The sequence below is a fragment of the Gorillibacterium sp. sgz306347 genome (assembly GCF_059735245.1).
Map to the genome: position 1 here is coordinate 14,664 of NZ_JCAPET010000014.1, position 17,393 is coordinate 32,056.

At 58.1% G+C, this 17,393-nt stretch carries 14 protein-coding genes; all 14 read left to right on the forward strand.

Annotation, left to right across the window (positions count from 1 at the left end):
* The 14 genes from AC6I6H_RS09700 to AC6I6H_RS09765 all read left to right on the forward strand — a co-directional run bounded on the left by AC6I6H_RS09700 (position 1) and on the right by AC6I6H_RS09765 (position 17,169).
* The gene (locus tag AC6I6H_RS09700; protein ID WP_497953557.1) at positions 1-732 is read left to right on the forward strand and encodes a peptidoglycan DD-metalloendopeptidase family protein; all 732 of its coding nucleotides are present in this window, start codon (positions 1-3) and stop codon (positions 730-732) included.
* Between the two features lie 297 nt (positions 733-1,029).
* Complete coding sequence (gene spoIIID, locus AC6I6H_RS09705; protein ID WP_497953558.1) at positions 1,030-1,323, forward strand: sporulation transcriptional regulator SpoIIID; 294 nt, start codon at positions 1,030-1,032, stop codon at positions 1,321-1,323.
* Positions 1,324-1,509: 186 nt separating this feature from the next.
* Positions 1,510-2,520 carry a rod shape-determining protein gene (locus AC6I6H_RS09710; protein ID WP_497953559.1) on the forward strand — a complete coding sequence of 337 codons (1,011 nt, stop codon included), beginning with the start codon at positions 1,510-1,512 and terminating at the stop codon, positions 2,518-2,520.
* Positions 2,521-2,551: 31 nt separating this feature from the next.
* Complete coding sequence (locus AC6I6H_RS09715) at positions 2,552-3,493, forward strand: flagellar hook-basal body protein (protein WP_497953560.1); 942 nt, start codon at positions 2,552-2,554, stop codon at positions 3,491-3,493.
* A 7-nt stretch (positions 3,494-3,500) separates the two neighbouring features.
* Positions 3,501-4,388, forward strand: coding sequence for a flagellar hook-basal body protein (locus AC6I6H_RS09720; protein ID WP_497953561.1), 888 nt, complete (start codon positions 3,501-3,503; stop codon positions 4,386-4,388).
* A 23-nt stretch (positions 4,389-4,411) separates the two neighbouring features.
* A complete protein-coding gene (locus AC6I6H_RS09725) occupies positions 4,412-4,729 on the forward strand; it encodes a DNA-directed RNA polymerase subunit beta (protein WP_497953562.1) in 318 nt (105 codons plus the stop codon).
* An 88-nt stretch (positions 4,730-4,817) separates the two neighbouring features.
* Entirely contained in the window at positions 4,818-5,330 is a 513-nt protein-coding gene (locus AC6I6H_RS09730) for a CDP-alcohol phosphatidyltransferase family protein (protein ID WP_497953563.1), read from the forward strand.
* Positions 5,331-5,496: 166 nt separating this feature from the next.
* The gene (fabZ, locus tag AC6I6H_RS09735; RefSeq protein WP_497953564.1) at positions 5,497-5,940 is read left to right on the forward strand and encodes a 3-hydroxyacyl-ACP dehydratase FabZ; all 444 of its coding nucleotides are present in this window, start codon (positions 5,497-5,499) and stop codon (positions 5,938-5,940) included.
* Positions 5,941-6,099: 159 nt separating this feature from the next.
* Entirely contained in the window at positions 6,100-7,797 is a 1,698-nt protein-coding gene (locus AC6I6H_RS09740) for a phospho-sugar mutase (protein WP_497953565.1), read from the forward strand.
* 13 nt (positions 7,798-7,810) lie between these two features.
* A complete protein-coding gene (locus tag AC6I6H_RS09745; protein ID WP_497953566.1) occupies positions 7,811-9,865 on the forward strand; it encodes a DUF5693 family protein in 2,055 nt (684 codons plus the stop codon).
* Positions 9,841-11,094 carry a polysaccharide pyruvyl transferase CsaB gene (csaB, locus tag AC6I6H_RS09750; RefSeq protein ID WP_497953567.1) on the forward strand — a complete coding sequence of 418 codons (1,254 nt, stop codon included), beginning with the start codon at positions 9,841-9,843 and terminating at the stop codon, positions 11,092-11,094. Before AC6I6H_RS09745 ends, csaB begins: the two co-directional genes overlap by 25 nt.
* A gap of 2 nt (positions 11,095-11,096) precedes the next feature.
* Entirely contained in the window at positions 11,097-11,840 is a 744-nt protein-coding gene (locus AC6I6H_RS09755) for a WecB/TagA/CpsF family glycosyltransferase (protein WP_497953568.1), read from the forward strand.
* A 212-nt stretch (positions 11,841-12,052) separates the two neighbouring features.
* The gene (locus tag AC6I6H_RS09760; protein WP_497953627.1) at positions 12,053-13,081 is read left to right on the forward strand and encodes an MraY family glycosyltransferase; all 1,029 of its coding nucleotides are present in this window, start codon (positions 12,053-12,055) and stop codon (positions 13,079-13,081) included.
* Between the two features lie 359 nt (positions 13,082-13,440).
* The gene (locus AC6I6H_RS09765) at positions 13,441-17,169 is read left to right on the forward strand and encodes an S-layer homology domain-containing protein (protein WP_497953569.1); all 3,729 of its coding nucleotides are present in this window, start codon (positions 13,441-13,443) and stop codon (positions 17,167-17,169) included.
* Positions 17,170-17,393: the final 224 nt, after the last annotated feature.

The window sequence follows — 17,393 nt, forward strand, 5'->3', positions numbered from 1 at the left end:
ATGAAAGAGAATCAGGAAAATCAGCCCCTTTCGCAAGAAACTCCCCAAACTGCAGGGGAGGGACGCACGGCCAAACCTGCTTCGGCCTGGAAAAGACTTCTGTCCAAGAGATGGGTCTACCCGGCAATCTATCTGGCAGCGGCGGCTATCATCTTTTCGTTGATGTGGGTGTATCAGCGCTCCGGCGACGATACCGTGACGAGCAAGGACCTCGGCCTGCAGACCGGGCAAACCGGCCAGCAAGCCGCGGAAACCGGCGACGCCGACGCTCTCCCCGCCAACGTGAACATCGAGGACATCGAGTGGCCGGTAGCGGACAAGGCCGAACTGAACACGGTCGGGTCCTTCTACGAAGCTTCCGCCAGCGCGGAAGAAAAAGCGGCGGCCATGATGCAGTACGGCGACACGCTTTACCCGAACACCGGGATCGACCTGGCGCGGGAAGACAATCAGCCGTTTGACGTGCTGGCTGCAAAAAGCGGCAAAGTAACGGCGGTCGAAACCGACCCGATTGTCGGCAATCTGGTGGAAATCACCCATGACGACGGGCTGGTAACCGTCTATCAGAGCCTGGATGACGTGAAGGTGGCCAAGGACGCCATGGTCAAGAAGGGCGAAGTGATCGCGAAAGCCGGCCGCAACGAAATCGGCAAGGACGAAGGCGTACACCTGCACTTCGAAATCCGCCAAGGCGAAACCGCGCTGAACCCGGCCGACATTTTGCCCGAGTAAGCAAAAGACGCCGCCTTTGGCAGCGGCCCCGCAAGGGGGAAACGGCTCTTCCGCCGGACGGCGGGAGGGCCGTTTTGTCATGGGTTTGCCCGTCCGGTCCGCCGCAAGCAATTGAAGCGTTTGCCCGCTGCCGGCGGAGCAAACGCTTCCGGGTGCGGCCAAGCGTGCCCTGCATGCCGCAAACCCGCGCCCCGCAAGGGACAATCCCCCGCAATTTGTTGTCCCTGCACAGCATAACTAGGCCCGCCCCTCATATAATGTACCAATTCCAAGTGGAATGAAGAGGAGGCGAGGCGAGTGCACGATTACATCAAGGAACGGACCATCAAGATCGGACGCTGCATCGTGGAGACGAAACACACGGTTCGCACCATCGCGAGAGAGTTCGGCGTTTCCAAGAGCACCGTACACAAGGACCTGACCGAACGGCTGCCGGACATCAACCCGGACCTGGCGAATCAGGTGAAAACCATTCTGGAATACCACAAATCGATCCGGCATCTGAGGGGAGGAGAAGCGACCAAAATCAAATATAAAAAATCGACCCGATACAACAAAACCCAGGAGCAACTCGTATCCGCTAATTCCTGATTTTTCTTGCCCGCAACCGTCTTCGTACGCGAATGGACGCGCAAAAAATCTGGAAAAAGAGGATTTTTTGTTTTTATGGCGAAAAATCCTATAAGCGATGGCGCGCTTTCTGCCGATATAATAGGAATATACCGGGACAAAGGCGTCTCGAAATGTGCGGACACGGCCGGGGAGGAAAAGCAAGACATGCTCAGCAAGGATATCGGGATCGATCTGGGAACAGCCAACGTTTTGATTTATGTAAAAGGACGGGGAATCGTTCTCGACGAGCCTTCCGTCGTCGCCATTGAGAATCAGAGCAAAAAGGTGCTCGCGGTCGGCGAAGACGCCCGGCGGATGGTCGGCCGGACGCCCGGCAACATCATTGCCATCCGTCCGCTCCGGGACGGAGTGATCGCGGACTTCGAAGTGACGGAAATCATGCTGAAGTATTTTATCGCCAAGATCGGAGGCAAGTCCTGGCTGCGGAATCCGCGAATCCTGATCTGCGGGCCCACGGGCATGACCTCGGTCGAGCAAAAGGCCATTCGCGAAGCGGCCGCCAAGAGCGGTGCGCGGGAAGTGTTTTTGGAGGAGGAGCCGAAAGCGGCCGCGGTAGGGGCTGGAATGGATATTTTCCAGCCCAGCGGCAACATGGTCATCGATATCGGAGGCGGCACGACCGACGTGGCCGTCCTTTCGATGGGGGACATCGTGACCTCCTCCTCCCTCAAAATCGCAGGGGACAAGTTTGACGCCGCGATCAGCCGCTATATCAAAAACAAGGACAAGCTGCTGATCGGCGAGCGCACCGCGGAAGAGATCAAGGTCCGGATCGGAACGGTGAGCCCGGCGGGCAAAAACGAAGAAATGGACATCCGGGGCCGGGATATGGTGAGCGGCATGCCCCAAACCGTCTCCATCAGCTCGCTGGAGGTGCGGCAGGCGCTGCTGGAGCCGATATCGGCAATCGTCGCCTCGGCCAAAAGCGTGCTGGAGCAAACCCCGCCCGAGCTTGCCGCGGACATTATCGAGAAGGGCATCATCCTTACCGGCGGCGGCGCCCTGCTGCACGGGCTCGACCAGCTTCTCGCCAGCGAGCTGATGGTGCCGGTCATCGTCGCGGAGGACCCGATGCACTGCGTGGTCAAGGGAACGGGCATTATGCTGGACAACCTGGATAAAGTGGCGCGGATGCGCCCCCTGGCATCGAGATGACAGCCGAACGGGCTGACGGGAGGAACATAGCATGATCAGAGGTCTTTATACGGCGGCTGCGGGGATGATTTCCGAGCAGCGCAAGCACGATACCGTCGTTAACAACATTGCCAATCTGCAGACGCCGGGCTACAAGCAGGTGAATGCGATCTCCCGTTCCTTTCCGGAAATGCTGATCGCCCTGACCAACGGCGAGCCGGGGCAAAAACGAACCATCGGACGGCTCAATACGGGCGTTCTGGCGGAGGAGGACCCCTCCTTGTACGTGCAGGGCGACCTGATGGAGACGAAAAATAAATTTGATTTCGCCCTCGCTTCCGACATTCAAGAGGAAGGCCTGGATTTTGGCGGAACGGGCATGGCGTTCGACGCCGACGGCAACCGCGTCTTCCAGCGCCAGCTGTTCTTCACGGTGCAAAGTCCGGACGGCGAAACCCGCTACACCCGCAACGGGAACTTTACGGTAAGCGACCAGGGCGAGCTGATGACCCCGAACGGGTACCGGGTGCTCGGTCTGGACGGACAACCCCTCCGGCTGGTTGACCCGGCGACGGGGCTGCCTTTGTCCGATGTAACGGCGACGGCCGACGGCCGCTTTGTCAACAGCATCACGGGCAATCCGGTTCAGAACGCAGCCGGCGGCCCGGTCGGCATGCTCCTTTCCGTGGCGGACGATCCGAACCGGCTGGTACGGGAAGGAAACGGCGTCTACCGGATCAATCCGGGCGAAGAAGGCACGGTTACCGCTTTGACGGACGGGCCGGGCAACACGCCGAACGCCGAGCTTGCCGGCTGGGTGAACGACCACCAGGTGGCGCTGCGCCAAGGGTATCTGGAGCGCTCGAACGTCGATGCGGCCCAGGCCACGATCGACATGAACACGGCTCTCCGGGCCTACGAGGCCAATCAGAAGATCGTGCAATATTACGACCGCACCCTGGAACGGGCGGCCAACGAAATCGGAAAGGTGTAGGTGAACAATGAACCCTTCCCTGATCACATCGATGGTGTCCATGGGCGCCCTTCAGCAAAAACTTGACATCATGGCCGACAATATGGCAAATTTGAATACCACAGGCTATAAGCGCAAGCAGGCTACGTTCGAAGACATTCTGATGAATGTCAAACAGCAGCCGCAGCCTTTCCAGAAGGAAGGGCGGCTGTCTCCGCTCGGCTACAGCCAGAGCTGGGGCGCCCGCTTAAGCCAGGTGCAGTTTGACCTGACGCAGGGATCGCTCAAGGAAACCGGGCTGCCGACCGACGTCTCCATCGAAGGGGACGCGCTGTTCGAGGTGAATGCGAACGGCCAGGTCGCTTATACGCGCGACGGCAACTTTCAGCTGGCGCCGCTTGCCGGCAACCCCGGCCGCATGGCGCTGACGACCCGGGACGGCCATGTCGTCCAGGGCTTGATCCGCCAGCAGAACGGCCAGGAAACGGCCGGGCCGATTCTGGTTCCGAACGGCCAGACCATCAAGATTGCAAACGACGGCACGGTAACCGCGTATCCCGAAGAGGCATCCGGGCAGGGCACCGTCGTCGGCCGTTTGAAGCTGGTGGTGGCAGCCAAGCCGCAGTTCCTGCAGCAGATCGGCGACAATTTATATATCGTTCCCCGGGATGTGGACAACGCCGCGGCCCAAGTGGTCCGTGACGCGGCCTATCCCGCCGACTTTAATGCGGATTCCCCGGACCGGACGCTGGCGATGCCCATCGGAGTCCGGCAAGGTTGGCTTGAACAGTCCAACGTCAACATGGCAGACGAGATGGCGGAGCTTCTGTTGGTGCAGCGCGCCTATCAGCTGAATGCCCGAGCGGTCTCGTCGTCCGATACGATGATGAACCTGGCCAACAACCTCCGGGCTTAAGGGAGGCGGCAAGGAGGTAAGGCATGTATCAAATGAATGATAACAAACCGCGCCCCGGCGCCACTCAACCGGCGAACAAGCCGGTCCAGACCCAGCCCAAAAAGGGCGGAGGGTCCGGAGACGGACCGGGCGGGGGGAAGGACGCCGGCCGCAAGGAGCCGAAGCCGCGGAAAAAGAAGAAGTTCCGCTACATCGGGAAGCTGGTGGTTCTGTTCTTGTGCTTTTTGGGTTTGTTTGCGGGGCTTGCCATCGGCTATGTCTATTTGGGCAAGCAGCCGTCGTCCGATATGTGGCAAATGGAAACGTGGAAGCATGCGTTTGATCTTATTTTTGCGCCTTGATTCAGGCTCCCTCTCCGGGGAGTTTTTTTTTCGCGGGTTCACAGGTATAATGAAGGGATGGAAATCCAGGGCGAGGAGCGTAAGGGAATTGAGCTTGCCGAATGTCTTGACACTGCTGCGTTTTTTCATGATTCCCGTGTACTTGTATATCTTTTTTAGCGGCTATGAAACGTATGCTTTTTTAGTCATGCTGCTGGCGGGGCTTACGGATGTGCTGGACGGCTATATCGCCCGCAAACGAAAACAGGTAACGGAACTCGGCTCGCTGCTCGATCCTCTGGCGGACAAGCTGATGATGCTGGCCGTCATCTTCTCTCTGCTGTATGCCCGCTGGATCCCATGGCTGGCGGCGGCCGCTTTTGTGCTGCGCGACGCCGGCATGATTGTCGGAGCCTTCGTGTTTAAGGTCCGGGGCAAAAAAACCGTCCCCGCCAATGCGATGGGGAAGCTGACCACGGTGCTTTTTTACGCGGCAATTCTTTTTATCGTGCTGAAGCTGGACTTTGCCGTGCCGTTTTTCTGGAGCGTGATCGCTTTTTCTTTCGTAACCAGCTTGATCTATTTCGTGTCGGTGCGCAAAGTCAACCGGGAAAGCCCGTGACCGCCGCAAGCGTTCGGGCGAATATGGAAAGGAGCACCCGCCCCGCCCGGCGGCATGCTCCTTTATCTCAACCTTCCCGCCTGCAGTTCGGGAAGGGATAGTTCTAGTTTAGGTGCAAGCTTGCCAAGTTATGCAAGCGCGGCGCCCGGAAAGGGGACAAACGTTCATGTACGAAGCCAAACAGGTGCAGCAGATTCTACCGCACCGATATCCGTTTTTGCTGGTTGACCGCATTTTGGAGGTAGAGGAGGGCAAACGGGCCGTCGGCATCAAAAACGTGACGATTAACGAGCCGTTTTTTCAAGGGCATTTTCCGGGGTATCCGGTTATGCCGGGCGTGCTGATCACCGAGGCTCTGGCCCAGGTCGGCGCGGTGGCGATTCTTCAGTCGGACGCAGGGCAAAACAAGCTCGGGCTGCTGGCGGGCATCGACAATTTCCGATTCCGCGGCCAGGTGTTCCCCGGCGATACGCTGACGCTGGAGATGAACGTAACCCGTTTGAAGGGCACGATTGGCAAAGGGACCGGCACGGCCAAGGTCGGCGACCGTCTTGTCGCCGAGGGCGAGCTGATGTTTGCGCTGGTCGACCGGCCGGTGGAAGACGCCTGAGGACGGACGGATAACTTGCCGCCGCCGGAGGACCGGCAGTGCGGCATGCATCCGCATGGGATGGACGGTTGAAGCGGGCACCGGCAAGCGGCGTCACGGCGCGGCTTATGATTTCGGGCCCTGCACATATTAAGAAAGAATGCCAAGGAGGAGTTAACCATGAGTGCAAATGAACGGATAGAGAACGAGTACCGGCTGTGGCTGGAAAACGGGGATGCTGCCACCAAAGCGGAGCTGGAAGCGCTGAAGGGCCAAGATAAGGAGATCGAGGACCGTTTTTACCGCGACCTGGAGTTCGGCACGGGGGGCATGCGCGGGGTGATCGGCGCCGGTACGAACCGGATGAACCTTTACACGGTAGCGCGGGCTTCCCAAGGCCTGGCCCAATACCTGCTGAAGGACGCCAGCCGCAAGCATTCCGTTGCGATCGCGTACGACTCGCGCAACATGTCGCCGGAATTCGCGCTGGAAGCCGCGCTGGTGCTCGCCGCCAACGGCATCGAAGCGCATCTTTTCGAATCGCTGCGCCCGACGCCCGAGCTGTCGTTTGCCGTCCGCAAGCTTGACGCGTCCGCGGGGATCGTGGTCACGGCCAGCCATAACCCGCCGGAGTACAACGGCTATAAGGTATACGGTCCGGACGGCGGCCAAATGGTATCCGACGCAGCGCGTCAGGTCATTGCGGAGATCGCCGGCCTCGATCTGTTCTCCTCCGTACGGCGTATGGACCGGAAGGAAGCCGAGGACCGCGGCCTGCTGCATTGGCTCGGGGAAGACATCGACCGGGAATACATAGCCGCCGTCACGGCGGTCAGCCCGAACCCGCAAACGGCGCGGGAAATGGGCGACAAGGTCAAAATCGTGTACACGCCGCTGCATGGCGCCGGAAACCTGAGCGTCCGACGGGTGCTGCAGGAAATCGGCTTCAATCAGGTCTACGTGGTGCCGGAGCAGGAGAAGCCGGACCCGCTGTTCTCCACCGTCAAATCGCCCAACCCGGAAGAGCGGGCCGCGTTCGAGCTGGCGGTGAAGCTCGGCAAATCGGTTGACGCCGACATCATCATCGGCACGGACCCGGACTGCGACCGGGTGGGCGCGGTCGTCCGCGACGCGTCGGGCGAATACACCGTGCTGACCGGCAACCAGTCGGGCGCCATCATGGTGCATTACTTCCTGAGCAGCCTGAAGGAGCGGGGAGCCATTCCGGCCAACGGGGTGGTCATCAAGACGATCGTGACCAGCGAAATGGGCGCGACCATCGCCCGCAGCTTCGGCGTGGACGTCATCGACACCCTGACCGGCTTCAAATACATTGGCGAAAAAATGACCGAATTCGAAAAGACCGGCGCGCACACGTTCCTGTTCGGCTACGAGGAAAGCTACGGCTACCTGGCCGGCAATTACGCGCGCGACAAAGACGCGGTTATCGCTTCCATGCTGATCTGCGAAGCGGCCGCCTATTACAAAAAACAGGGCAAAACGCTTTATGACGTCCTGCTGGAGCTGTACGGCAAGTTCGGTTTCTTCATGGAGCGACTGGAATCGCGCACGCTTAAGGGCATGGAAGGCGTGGCCCGCATCCGCGGCATCATGGAAGACTGGCGGCAGAATCCGCCGGCCGAGCTGAACGGCGCAGCCGTCACCGAGGTGCTGGATTACTCCTTGGGCATTCAGGGCCTGCCGAAGGAGAACGTGCTGAAATACATTCTCGCCGACGGCTCCTGGTTCACGCTCCGGCCGTCCGGCACCGAACCGAAAATCAAAGTGTACTTTGCGGTAAAAGGCGGGTCGGCCGAGGAATCCCTCCGTCTGCTCGACGCCATGACGCAAACCGTCATGGCCCGCGTGGACGGATAGGGGCTGTTACGCTTTGGAACGTTACCAAAAGTGGAATCAACTCGCGGTGCGGGTGCTCTGGGCGCTGGTCGCTCTCGGGCTTCTCGCATCGCTGCCGCTCGGCTTTGAACGCGTCCGCACGGAGCGTTCGGCCAAGAAGGTCGAGTTCGTCATGGATTACCGCGATTTGCTCGACATCAGCTATTACAAGGAAAATCCGCAGGCGTTTGTAAACGAGGAGCTGGATGCCATGAAGAAAGCCGGCATCCGGTCCGCCGCCGTTTACGAGACAACCTTGAGCGAGCTTCAATTGGCCCGCCGGCTGGATATCTTCACGCAGAAGGACGTTTCGCTGCTGCAGGAGACGGCCCCGCCGATCGGAGAAGCGAAGACCTATCTTCTCTTCGCTGACGAGACGACGCGGGCGAAGCTCCAGCCGGAGCTGGAATACTGGTTCGGCCGCTATGAAATCCCGGTGGAGCCGTGGACCTACAAAGGCCGGCCGGGTCTGGTTCTGACGGCTACGCCCGAAGAGGTTTCCCTGAAGCCTCTGGGGCCCGACCCTATCGCTCTGGAGACGCTTCAGGCCAAGGGCCTGAATGTCGTCGCCCGGATGTCGAACCGCCATCAGCCGTATTCGGACGAAGAGATGGAGCGGGTGGTCGCCGCGTTCAGCGGAGCGGGCGCCCGGACCCTGATCGTCGAAGGCGATTACGTGCCAGGCTATGGCGATGAAGAGAACAACCATATCAAGGATTTCGCCGAGCTGATGGAGAAGCACGGCATGGGACTGGCTACGGTGGAACTGATCAAGACGCCGGCCGGGCTCGGCACGCTCGCCTCCAAGCTGCATTACAATGCGCTTCGGGCCCACTCGTTTACTGAAGCGGATGCCGACAAGCTTTCCGGCACGCTTACGCAGGAGCAAATCAAGGAACGGGTGAAGGTGGTGTCCGACCGGTTTGTTCTGGCGGTCAAGGACCGGAACATCCGGATGATCTTCCTGAACGCCCGGCCTTACCGGAATGTCGACAAGGCGACGTATACCGACCCGCTGCTGCCTATGTATCAGGCGCTGCAAGGGCCGGACGGCGTCATGGAGCGCATTCACGAGGCCGGCTATCAAACGGGCGAGCCCGCGGGCGAATTTTTCTACTCTGAATCTCCGTTCGCTTCCGTGCTGAAGCCCCTTGTGGTGCTCGGCAGCGTGGCCCTCATCGCGCTTTTGATCGGCGCATTTTTCCCGTCCTGGACGCTGGCGCTCTTCCTGCTCGGCGCTCTCGGCGCCGCGGGGCTTTACGTGTTGTCTTCCGGGATGCTGTATAAGCTGCTCGCCCTCGGAGCCGCCATCAGCGCCCCGTCGCTCGCTTCCATTCTGGCGATCCGCCGGCTGCGCAGGTTCAAGACGGTGATGCCCGATCCGGCTATCGGCGTGACGGTGAACGTCTTTATCCGCACGACCCTGCTTTCCCTTGGGGGAGCGGTTTTCGTGGTCGGGCTGCTGAATCATATTTCATTCAGTCTGATGTTCAACCAGTTTACCGGGGTCAAGGTGCTCGGTCTGCTGCCGCTTGTCATTGTCGCCGCTTACTTGCTGCTCTTTAGCGAAAGTCTCGGCACTGCGGAAAGAATCCGCAAAGCGAAGCGCATTTTGGCTTCTCCGGTGACCGTCATGTGGATCGCGCTGGCGGCCGTGGTCGGCGGGGCGGCGTATTATTACATGTCGCGTACCGGCAATGAAGGCCAGGCTTCCGGCCTGGAGATGCAGTTCCGCTGGCTGCTGGAGGACGTGCTGAAGGTGCGCCCGCGCTTCAAGGAATTTTTGATCGGCCATCCGCTGTTCATTCTTGGCGCTTACCTCACGATCCGCTACCGCAAGCCGATTGCGCTGTGGATTTTACTGGTCGGGGTTCTTGGCCAAATTAATATGGTGGGGACCTTCACTCACCTGCACACGCCGATTTACATTTCCGCCCTCCGCGTCGGCTACGGCCTCCTTTTCGGCGCGGTGATCGGCTTCATTCTGATCGGCGTCTGGAATCTGTTTGCTAGGGGCTGGAGAAAATGGGCCGATCCGTTTACACACTAGTTCTCTCGGGGTATTACGGTTTTCGCAACAGCGGGGACGAGGCCGTCCTCCAGTCGATTCTGCTGGCGCTGGAAGCGGAGGGAGAGCGGGCGGGGGTTCGCATCGAGCCGGTGGTGCTGTCCGCGGACCCCGCATGGACGGAGCGAACCTACGGCGTCCGGGCGGCGCACCGGATGAAGCCGGCGGCGCTGCTTAAGGCTATCCGGGAAAGCGACGGGCTGATCAGCGGCGGCGGAAGCCTGCTGCAGGACGCTACCGGCAAGCTGACCATTCCGTATTATCTGGGCGTGATTCGGCTCGCCCAGTGGCTTGGCAAGCCGACGTTCGTTTACGCCCAGGGCGTCGGACCGGTGAACCGGCCGGTCTATCACGGGCCGATCCGCCGGGCGTTCTCGCGCTGCCGGTATGTTTCCGTCCGCGACCGGGAGTCGGCGGAGCTGCTCGGCCGCATCGGCTATACGGGCGCGGTCGAGGTCGTCCCCGACCCGGTCATGGGGCTGCCGCTGCGGGAGTCCTCAGCTGATACGGGAGTGCTTGCCGCTTATGAACGCGGGCTCCCCGCTCCCGTTGCGTCAAACGAACCCGCCCTTGGAAACGGCGCCGGGCATCCGGCGGGCGCGGCTGAAGCTCCCGGCGGGAGCGCCGCCGAGCGTACCGTCCCCCCGGCTGCGGCTTCCCGCCGACCGGTCGTGGGCGTCTCCGTCCGCTACTGGAACGCGGACCGCTCCGACCTCGCCGCAATCGCCGAGGCGCTTCGCGAGCTGCGCCGCGTCCGGCAGGCGGACCTGCGGTTTCTGCCGTTCCACCTGCCGGCGGATGAGGAAGCTTCGCGCGAGGTCATCCGCCTTATGGGGGCGGAGTCGGACCCCGGCGTCACCCTCCTGGGCGGCATCGAGCATCCGCAGGACATGCTGGCGCAGGTGGCCGCGTGCGACCTGCTGATCGGCATGCGGCTTCACTCCCTGATTTATGCCGCCTCGCAGTTCGTGCCGGTGCTCGGCATCTCGTACGACCCGAAAATCGGCCAGTTCCTGAACCGGCTGGATACCGCGCCGGCCGCCGATACGAGCCGCATCGATCCGGCCGCTCTTGCGGCGGAAGCAGGTTCGCTTCTGGATGGCGGGAAAGCGTGGATTGACGGCCGCCGGCCGCTGATCGAACGGCTGAAGAACGAAGCGCAGCAGCCGGCCCGGGCCATTCTTGCGGAACTGGGCCGGGGAAGGGGATAGACATGAAACCGACTGTTCCGACGGTATCCATTTTCGGCATACCTTTTTCGCGGCTTGGCTTCCGCGACACGATGGCGATTCTGCAGCGGGCGGTGGAAGAAAAAACGCCGCTGCAGGTCATCACCGCCAATCCGATCATGGTTATGGCGGCGCTCGACAAACCGGCGTACCGCGACATGATGCTGCGCGCCGAGCTGATCGTGCCCGACGGGGCCGGCGTGGTGTGGGCCTCGGGCAAAATGGGCGAGCCCGTGGCCGAAAAAGTCGCCGGCATCGAGCTGATGCAGGAACTGATCCGGCTCGGCGAAGAGAAGGCCTGGAAGGTCTTTCTGCTCGGCACATCGCCGGAAACGATTCAGGAGGCGGCCGCTCGGCTGCGGGCCAAGCATCCCCGCCTGAATCTGGTCGGCGTCCGGGACGGCTTCTTCGGGCCGGAGCTGGACGAAGAAGTGGTGGAGCAAATCCGCCAAGCGGCGCCCGATCTGCTGTTTGTCGGCCGTTCGGCCGAAACGCAGGAGCCCTGGATCGACCGGTACAAGAACCGGCTGCAGGTGCCGGTGATGATGGGCGTGGGCGGCAGCCTGGACATCATGGCCGGTAAACTCAAGCGTGCGCCCAAGCTGTTTATCAAGCTGCGGCTGGAGTGGTTCTACCGGCTTTTGAAGGAGCCCAGCCGTTACAAACGGATGCTGGTGCTGCCCAAATTTGCTTTAAAAGTGCTAAGAGAGAAAGAAAACGCGCGTTAATTCAAGGATTTCCCCGGCAAACAAATGGTTTGCCGGGTTTTTTGTCTGTTTCGGGCGTTTGTCTATTTGTTTACATGTATTTATAGTAGGGTAGAAGTATTCTGCACGTTGCTTTCTATTAGATAGAACAGGGGTTGACTTCATTGAGCTGGTGGATCTATGGGATCGGATTTGCCGCGTCGCTGGCGCTTTCCGTCCTCCTCACGCCGTTGATGGCCAAGTTTGCGGTCAAGGTCGGCGCCGTTTCCGTGCCGAACCATCGCAGTGTTCATACAAAACCGATGCCGCTTTTGGGCGGTCTGGCGATTTTTCTCGCATTTGTCTGCACTTATTTTATTGTCATGCCCGGCGTGGTTTACGAAGACAAGGATAACGTCGCCATCGGCCTGATTCTGGGCGGTTTTGTGATCGCTCTGACGGGCGCGCTTGACGACCGCTTTGATTTGTCTCCCAAGCTGAAGCTGCTGGGTCAGCTGATCGCCGCCGGCATCGCCGTCTCGTTCGGGCTGGAGATTGACGTCGTCAATATTCCGCTTGGCACCGTTTCCTTCCCGATTACGGAAGAATGGATCAGCATCCCGCTGACCGTGCTCTGGATCGTGGGCGTCACGAACGCCACCAACCTGATTGACGGACTCGACGGCTTGTCCGCCGGGGTTTCAACCATTTCCGCCGCGACCATTATGGCGGTCTGCGTGCTGATGCCGTTTTCCAACCCGATGATCATTCTGCTCTGCCTGATCCTGATCGGCAGCACGCTGGGCTTTCTTTTCTTCAACTTTCATCCGGCCAAAATTTTCATGGGCGATTCCGGGGCGCTTTTCCTCGGATATGCGTTATCGATCTTGTCCATTCTCGGCTATAAGCAGGCGACGATCGTTTCCTTCCTGGTTCCGATTCTGATCCTCGGCGTTCCGATTTCGGATACGCTGCTGGCAATCATCCGCCGAAAGCTGAACAACAAGCCCATTTCCGTCGCGGACAAAGGGCATCTGCACCACCGGCTGCTGAACCTGGGCTTCGGCATGCGCAAAACCGTGCTGATCATCTACGGCATTGCAGCCGCCTTCGGCTTGTGCGCGATCCTGATGACCCAAAAGCAAAACTGGATCACGGTGATTCTGGTCATCGGCATCCTGCTGGCTTTGGAATTGGGCGCCGAATTTATCGGAATCCTGAACAAGCGGAAGCCGATTCTGAACTTGCTGCAAAAGGCCATCTCCGCCGGAAAATCGAAGTAACAGGTTGGTTGACCGGGTTGAAACGAATGCAAATAAAGCGCAAGCGCCCTTCGCGGGGCGCTTTTTGTTTTATCCTCTGCCTCACACCTCCCTCCTTGGAGCCCGCCTTTCTTTATCGCCTTGAACTGACGCTGTTCGCCTGCAGCGAAAAAGCCGCCGCTTGGCTTTTTTGCCGAAACCTTTCCCCTGCGCCTAAACTATCCGTTCCCCCTGTCCGATAAACAAGGTATACTATGCGGATTTCGGAGTGGATTCGCCATTTCGGGAGGGGGAACGCAGGGCTTGTCCGAAAGGGTCGTCATCGTGAATGCCATGTTGTGCACAGAAAAATAGAGGAAGAGCTACAAGGAGGAATCAAGTTGAAAAACGCGTTTCGCAAGTGGATCGGCATCGCGCTCATTTTTGCCCTTGTCATCGGGCTGGCGCCGGTGAAGCCGGCGGAGGTTTCCGCCGCATCGCCGATCGTCATTACAAGCCCGGCCGACGGCTCCAGTATCATCAAATCGCCTGTTGACGTGCGGGTCACCGTATCCGCCGATAACATGCTTCGAATCTCCGAAATGTACTATCGCGTCGAGAATCTGACAACCGGTCAGGATACGGGGGTTGTCAAGACAAAAGCCGCCCGCCAAACCGGATCTTATGAAGTTACTTTTGAAGGCGTCGATTTAACCGAAGGCCAAAACCGGATCACGATCATCGTCGGGGAAACGAGCTCCATTACCTCTCCGCCGGTTACCGTGAACTATACCCCTGTTACGAACATCACCGACCTGCGCATCGACGGCTCCGTATTCGAAAACAATCGGATTCTGCCGGACATGCAGCGAACCAGCTTCATGATAACCGGTTCTGCTGTCGGTGCAAGCGAAGTATCGGCGCTGGTTAACGGTTCTTCCAGCCCGGTCTACGCGCAAATCCGCAACGACGGGTACTTTATCTTTTCTGTAGAAGACAGCAACACACCGTTGAGCAGCAGCATGACTAATTTCCGGTTAAAGCCCGGTGACAACAAGATCTCGTTCTTCGCCAAGAACGGGACGCAGATTTATTCCGCGCAGCGGGATGTTGTGTACGATAATGGCAAGCCGTTTCCGTTCCAGGTCGAGCTGAGCGACGCCGGCGGATCAAAAATTGACTTGACGGGGAACCAGCCCTATCAGCCGGCTACCTCTACAGGTTTGGTCAAGCTGGACGCAAAGCTGAAATTTGATGATTCCATCGGCAGCAATGCGCGCGGAACCGTGCTGCTTAACGGCGTCAGCATCGGCTCCATCAACCTGGCTACCCTGCCAAAGGATACCGCCTGGAGCAAATCGGGAAAATACTCCGTCTACACTTACGCATTGCCCAATATCTCACTCACCAACTCGCGTTATCAGACCTTGGACATTTTTCTGCAGGACGACGTAAAAGGCGACCAGCATAACACGTTCGTTTTTGAATACGTTCCTAAAGACGCACCATATATTGAGAAAGTATACCGGACAATCGGAACGGTTGAAGCCGAACTGGTTGACACCAGCAAAGGCTCAAATACCATCACGGAAACACCGCTAAATCTTTTCATTAAAGTAGTCAACAACAATGGCATTAAAGTGCTTGTCGGAAATACGGAAGTTGCCGCCACTCCGAGAGGCGGGGGGATTTTTGAGCTTAACCTCGGAACTTTGCCGGACGGACTCAGCACGCTGACCGTGATTCCGAAAAATGCCGCCAACGCAGAGGTTATGGAAAGCGCCAGAACCTATAACATCAATATCAGCAGCGTTCCTTACGTCTTCATGAAGAACATCTACAACGGGATGGTCATCAAAGGCGTAGCCGATTTGAAGCCTAATGGATTGATCGAAGGCCAAGTCAAGAACTTGGGCAGCGGGACGCTTCAAATTCAGATTAATGGCGGCGGTTGGACGACCCTGACCCCGGCGGCGGATGCTACTTTTACGCATAACCCGCAAACGGCGCTTTTGCCGGGAAAAAACACCATCCAGCTCCAAATCTTGCAAAACGGCCGCCTGGTTACCCAAAGCAGCTATGAAATCTTCCAGTTCAGCGATCCGGCCCCGGAGTTCTCGGACATTACCCTGCATTCAACAAGCGGAATCGCCAACAAGTTTGTTGCGACCGGCACGCCGGGCACTTACGCCACCAACGAGGCTTATGTTCTGCTGAAGGGCAACTACAGCCCTGGCGTTACTTCCGTCAAGCTGACAATAAAGAAAACGGACAAGGATGGCAAGCTGGCAACGTCTTCGGACCTCTTTACCATTGCCGGCGGCACGCACTTGGTAACGGGCGTTCTGGAAGCCATTTCGGAGCCTATCAATAATACGCCGATCAATGCTTACATCAACACGGCCAATTCCGGGACGACCAATCCGGCCTCCAACGGCGCGTTCGCGACGCATTATCTGAAGCTGCCGGTACAAGGCCAAACGGTTCTGGAATTTGAAATCAAGAACTCGGATGGTGTCGCCAGCACCAAGGCAATCACCATCGTGCGCGAACCGCTTCCTTACCAGGTCATCAGCCCGATGACGACGCGTAATTCCAACAACAAGGACCAAGTCAACATCAACAGCAACTTTGTGGATATTGTCGTCAAAGCCGAAGGCGCTGACTCGGTATTGTTCGGCAAAGAAAAGGCCGTCAAGAACGTTAACCGGCCTGACGAATTCACTTATACCGCAACCAAGCTTAAAAAAGGCTCGACCACGCTCAAATTCACCGTGATGCGCGGAAGCCAGAAGGTAAACGGAGAGCTTGTGGTGTACAACTCGGAAACGTCGATCGTGGGCGCTCAATACATGGCGCCTATCGCCAATAATATGAAGGTGTTTAACAACAACATCCAGCTTACCTTCCCGCGGGATACAAAGCTGATGCGTGCCGCTCCGTTTCAGGCGAACTCGTTCATCACGGTCGAGCGCCAGATTCTGTTCGGTATTGCGGACGGCAACGACGGACGGGTCGATAAAATCAACCATCCGCTTCCGAGCGATACCTATGACTTCCTGGAGCCGATTTACGTTGAGCCGATGCTGACGGGCAAAACCATTCTCATGGAACAAACGGGCCGTTTCCGTCCGGCGAGCGATCTTTTCTGGATTGACGCCGGCACGATGAAGACGACTTCCGTTACCTCGGTAAGCAGCGATCTTCAGCAGCAGTTCCTGAGAGGGAGAGGCCAGGACCCGTACACCGCCGATTACTTCTACAACCGCACCAACAAAAGCGCGGAGGTTATTCCGACCCAGCAGGGCAAGCTGACGCTGAAATATGATCAGGATATCCGTTCGGACGCATGGCGCTATGTGACGGTTATGCATTTCGAATACTATACCGACTATAAAGGCGTTCCCGGCTTCCGCTGGAGAAACCTCGGCGGCGTAGTCAACAACAAGAACAATACCATTACCGTTCCGTTCGACACCTTTGGCTATTATCGCGTTATGTATATGGATAAGAGCTTTGACGATGTCATTTCCCATCAGTGGGCCCAAAATCAGCTTGACACACTCTACTCCAAAGGCATCATGAACAAAAAAGAATCCAAGAGCACGTTCGACCCGTACGATCCGGTTACGCGCGGCGAGTTTGTCACCATGCTTGTCAAGGTCTTCGAGTTTGAGCTGGATTATGAAGGCAAAGGCACGTTTACGGACGTGTTCAAAAGCGATCCGTTTAGCGAAGGACTTTACGATTACAAGTATATTGAAACCGCGGCACGGAAAGGTGTTGTCCGCGGCACGACCGGCGGCGCGTTCCTGCCGAGCTCGTCGATTACGCGCGAGGAAGCGGCGGTCATGATCGCCCAGGCGGCGAATTTGAAGATGGCCACGGATAATGACAAAATATTAAAGTCTCTGCAAAAGAGCTTTACCGACGCCAACCTGATTACGATTTATTTTCGTCCGGCTGTTGAAGCTGTAACCAAAGCGAAGCTGATGTCCGGCATGGAAAATGCAACGACTGCGGGCACCAAGAAGACCTACCGCTACGCCCCGAAGGACACCTTCAGCCGTGCGGAAGCCGCGGCGGTTATTATGAACGTCATGGCTTCCCAGAAGAAGATTCCGAAATAATCGCTGCTCTTGGCAGAGTTGAAATGCAGCAGAAACAGACGGTCCTTCCCTTTTGGAGGGACCGTCTTACATAAGAAATAACGGGTAAAAAACAGATTCATAGAACTGTAAAAAATTTTAAGGCAATCCGCAACTTTTTCTTTTGGAGCGCGTTTATATAGGTGTTGTCGAATTGAAAGCCGCAAACAGTCCGTTATCCGGCGATTTTTCTTATAATTGCCACT

Bases quoted from the DNA above. Each gene is read 5' to 3' on its own strand.
- AC6I6H_RS09725 (WP_497953562.1), top strand. From the start codon at position 4,412: ATGTATCAAATGAATGATAACAAACCGCGCCCCGGCGCCACTCAACCG.
- csaB (WP_497953567.1), top strand. From the start codon at position 9,841: ATGGGCCGATCCGTTTACACACTAGTTCTCTCGGGGTATTACGGTTTT.
- AC6I6H_RS09700 (WP_497953557.1), top strand. From the start codon at position 1: ATGAAAGAGAATCAGGAAAATCAGCCCCTTTCGCAAGAAACTCCCCAA.
- AC6I6H_RS09760 (WP_497953627.1), top strand. From the start codon at position 12,053: ATGGCCAAGTTTGCGGTCAAGGTCGGCGCCGTTTCCGTGCCGAACCAT.
- AC6I6H_RS09720 (WP_497953561.1), top strand. From the start codon at position 3,501: ATGAACCCTTCCCTGATCACATCGATGGTGTCCATGGGCGCCCTTCAG.
- AC6I6H_RS09740 (WP_497953565.1), top strand. From the start codon at position 6,100: ATGAGTGCAAATGAACGGATAGAGAACGAGTACCGGCTGTGGCTGGAA.
- fabZ (WP_497953564.1), top strand. From the start codon at position 5,497: ATGTACGAAGCCAAACAGGTGCAGCAGATTCTACCGCACCGATATCCG.
- AC6I6H_RS09710 (WP_497953559.1), top strand. From the start codon at position 1,510: ATGCTCAGCAAGGATATCGGGATCGATCTGGGAACAGCCAACGTTTTG.
- AC6I6H_RS09715 (WP_497953560.1), top strand. From the start codon at position 2,552: ATGATCAGAGGTCTTTATACGGCGGCTGCGGGGATGATTTCCGAGCAG.
- AC6I6H_RS09755 (WP_497953568.1), top strand. From the start codon at position 11,097: ATGAAACCGACTGTTCCGACGGTATCCATTTTCGGCATACCTTTTTCG.